We start from the raw sequence: 3,059 nt of genomic DNA, 5'->3' as shown, positions 1-3,059 counted from the left end.
CTTCGTCTGGACCAAGAAAAAGGTCCGTCAACGCCGCTTCACAGGGCGCCGTATCACTCAGCTCTGATTCCGGGTACCAGGCGAATGCGCGCCGCATCCGCGATCCCGCTGGCCTGGAGGGCCTCCGCCGGATCGATCGTCACACGCGCGCCATCGATGGGCGCAAGGCCGGCAAAACGCTCCGCTTCCGTCAGCGCCGGAAACGGAACGAAGTGCATGACGATGCCGGTTGCGAACCACATCGCGAACAGGAGGCAGAACGCGATGCCGAGCCAGCGATGCAGCAGGACCATTGCGCCCATCATGTTATCAGCGCCTCACCACTTGAACGCGGCGGAGACCTCATATGTCCGAGGCGCCCCCAGCAAGACCTGATCTGGATAAAACGGATCGCCCAGATCGCGTAACGCTTGTCCGTGATGTTTCGCACCCGGAATGTCAGCCGGGTCTGCTCGACCGCAGAGAACACCAATTTCGGGATGTCGACGAAAGCATAGACGTCGGCAACGGTGTAGGCATTCAGCGTCACGGTGTTCGCATCGGTGTTGTAGCGGTCGCCGACGTGACGGCCGATGACGCCGAGTTCCACCGGCCAGGGCGTGAAGAAGCGGTAAGCCGCACCTGCATTGGCGACGACGCGCGGCACGTTCGGTGGCGTATTACCGGAGAACGAACCGCCGGCAAAATTATAGTCGGCGTAGCGCGCATCGACATAGGCGATGTTGCCCCACAGCCGCAAAGCTTCCGTCAGGCGCACGGACGCGGCAAGCTCCACGCCCTTCGATTCCTGCCGTCCGGCAATGTTGAGCTACATGCCGCCGGCTGCTGCGTAGACGTTCTTGCGCTGGATGTCGAAGGCTGAAAACGACCACTCTGCCCGGTTGTCCCACAACAGATGCTTCACGCCTGTCTCATAGGTGCGTGAGGTTGTCAGATCGAGCGGTTGAAGCGGCCCGAGCAGGAAGATGTTGTTGGCCGACACATCCGCCCCGGTGGCGTACTGACTGAAGAAGGTCATGCCAGGGATGGCTTCCCAGGTGTAGCCGATGCGGCCTGTCACCGGCGTCCAGGATTTTGAGAACGGGAAGCCCGCCTTCTCGAAACCATTCACGTTGGTCGAATTGCGGTCGAGGCCAATATGCTCGACACGCAGGCCGCCGACCAGCGCGAAGTTTCGCGTGATCTTCAGGCGATCTTCGAACGACAACGACTCGTTGCCGATGCGCGCCGTCTGCTGCTGGGTCGTCAGTAGGCCATAGTAGCCGCGCGCGGGATCAACGAGCGCGACGAGATCATGCGGGAAATTGGCCGCGCCCGGCCGGACGAAATCGAGGTCGCTTGCCGCAAACGTCGTGACGAGCCGATTGTCCAGGCCGGCAATATTTGTGTCCCAGGTCAGATCGGTGACGTTTCCGACGAGCCTCTGGCGATGCGCCACATAGAAGCGCTCCCGATCGACCAGGTTCAAATTGGCGTTGAACGCCTCTACCTCGTTGTTGAGCCATTCGCGCTCAGCGCCGTAACCATAGGCCTGGCTCTTCAAGGTCAGGCCCGGCGCCCAACTTGAGCTCGAAGCCGCCGCGCAGCCACACCTCCTGCGCCACGTTGCGATTGTCCAGCACATTGTAGTTGTGTGTTGAAGGTGCGATCGTCGATGGTGACGGGCCCGAGATTCGAGCCGTTGTAGTTAGAGACGTAATTTCCCGAGACGATGCCGGTCGTGGCATGGGAACCGCTGAAGGCGATCGGGACCAGCGGCACGCCCCAATAGGCCTTCGAGCGATCTTCCCTGTATTCGATCGCGCCCCAGATCTTGAGATTGTCCGAGATGCGGTAGTTGAGCTGGGCCGACAGATCCAGCGTCTTGGTGTTGGTGTCGTCGACAAAACCGTTGAGCGACGAGCGGCTGATGTCGAAGCGGTAGTCCAGGCCCTGAACGTTGGTGCTGCCGCCGGAGCCGTAATAGCTGCGGAACGAGTTCAGCGAGTCATAGGAGAAGTACGCCTCGTTCAGGATCGACCCGGTGTGCGGCTGCTTGGTCGCGAAATTGACCGCGCCGCCACTGGCCCCCTCGCCCGACATGACCGAGGCCGGGCCCTTCAAAAACTCCACGGCCTCCAGATTGGCCGTGTCCATGACACGCGAGGTCATGTTCTGGGGACCGATCTTGATGCCGTTATAGAGCACGTTGATCTGGCTGTTGGTGAAGCCGCGCATCGAGAAGGCGGATGGCTGAGCAGGATTGTCACCGGATGTCACGCCGACGGCGCCTTGGGACGTCTCTGAGACCGTCCGATAGCCCTGCTCGCGGATCGTTTGCGCCGAAATCACCTCGACGGTTGCAGGCACTTCGCGCACGGTCAGGCCGAGCCGCGACGCACTTTCGGCAACCACATTGGTGTTGAGCGGCGTCTGAGCTGTGGCTTGCACGCTCGGCTTCTGGTCTGCCGGCGCCGTAGCGGTTCTATTCGGCGCCGCGCGGCGGGCAACACGCCCGTCGCGCCCCGCAGGCTTGGCCGGTTTGCGGGACTGATCGACGGGCGGCGAGACCTCGATTGGCGGCAAGGGATCGCGGGCCTGCTGCGCCAAGGCTTCAGAAAGATCGATGGAAGCAAACGATATGAGAACGCTGGACGCGAGCAAGAATTCGCGCGGCAGGCCGGCACGGGCGGAAGACATGGTTCGGACCTCGGTATGACGTCAGTGGCACGTCACAGCGAACCAAGTCCCGCTCTCGGCCTCGTCGACCTGAAGTGAAGCAATGTCTGTCCTCCCCGACCGACATTTTCGCGTGTGACAACGGCTGACGGCAGGTCTCCTGGCTTGCGGGTCATTACCTCTTCGTCGCCTTCCCAGGACCGAGTGCCCAGTGGCTCGTGACGAAGGATTCTCCGCTCACAGTTGCGGGGGCAGCTGCGGCATTGGGAAAGTCTCCCGCACCGCATTCCCTTTTCATCCCCAAAGGGGAAACCGTCGAAAGCATCTAGTACCTCTACACAGAGGTTTTGACTGATTGGTTTGGGATTTCCAAGACGGGGAGCTGTTCAGGAGGGACCAGC

The 3,059-nt window shown here is 61.4% G+C and carries 2 pseudogenes and 1 riboswitch; both pseudogenes read right to left on the bottom strand.

The features are described 5' to 3' along the window. Nucleotides 1–74: 74 nt before the first annotated feature. A pseudogene (locus tag AC5ZG5_RS45850) lies at nucleotides 75–305 on the bottom strand (PepSY domain-containing protein); the annotation flags it as partial. A 12-nt stretch (nucleotides 306–317) separates the two neighbouring features. After that, nucleotides 318–2,679, bottom strand: a pseudogene (locus AC5ZG5_RS45845) (TonB-dependent receptor). A 112-nt stretch (nucleotides 2,680–2,791) separates the two neighbouring features. Beyond that, nucleotides 2,792–2,990, bottom strand: a riboswitch (cobalamin riboswitch). Nucleotides 2,991–3,059 lie beyond the last annotated feature (69 nt).

This window comes from Bradyrhizobium sp. Ses1 (genome assembly GCF_059512365.1).
This window is presented reverse-complemented; position numbering and strand designations above follow the sequence as displayed.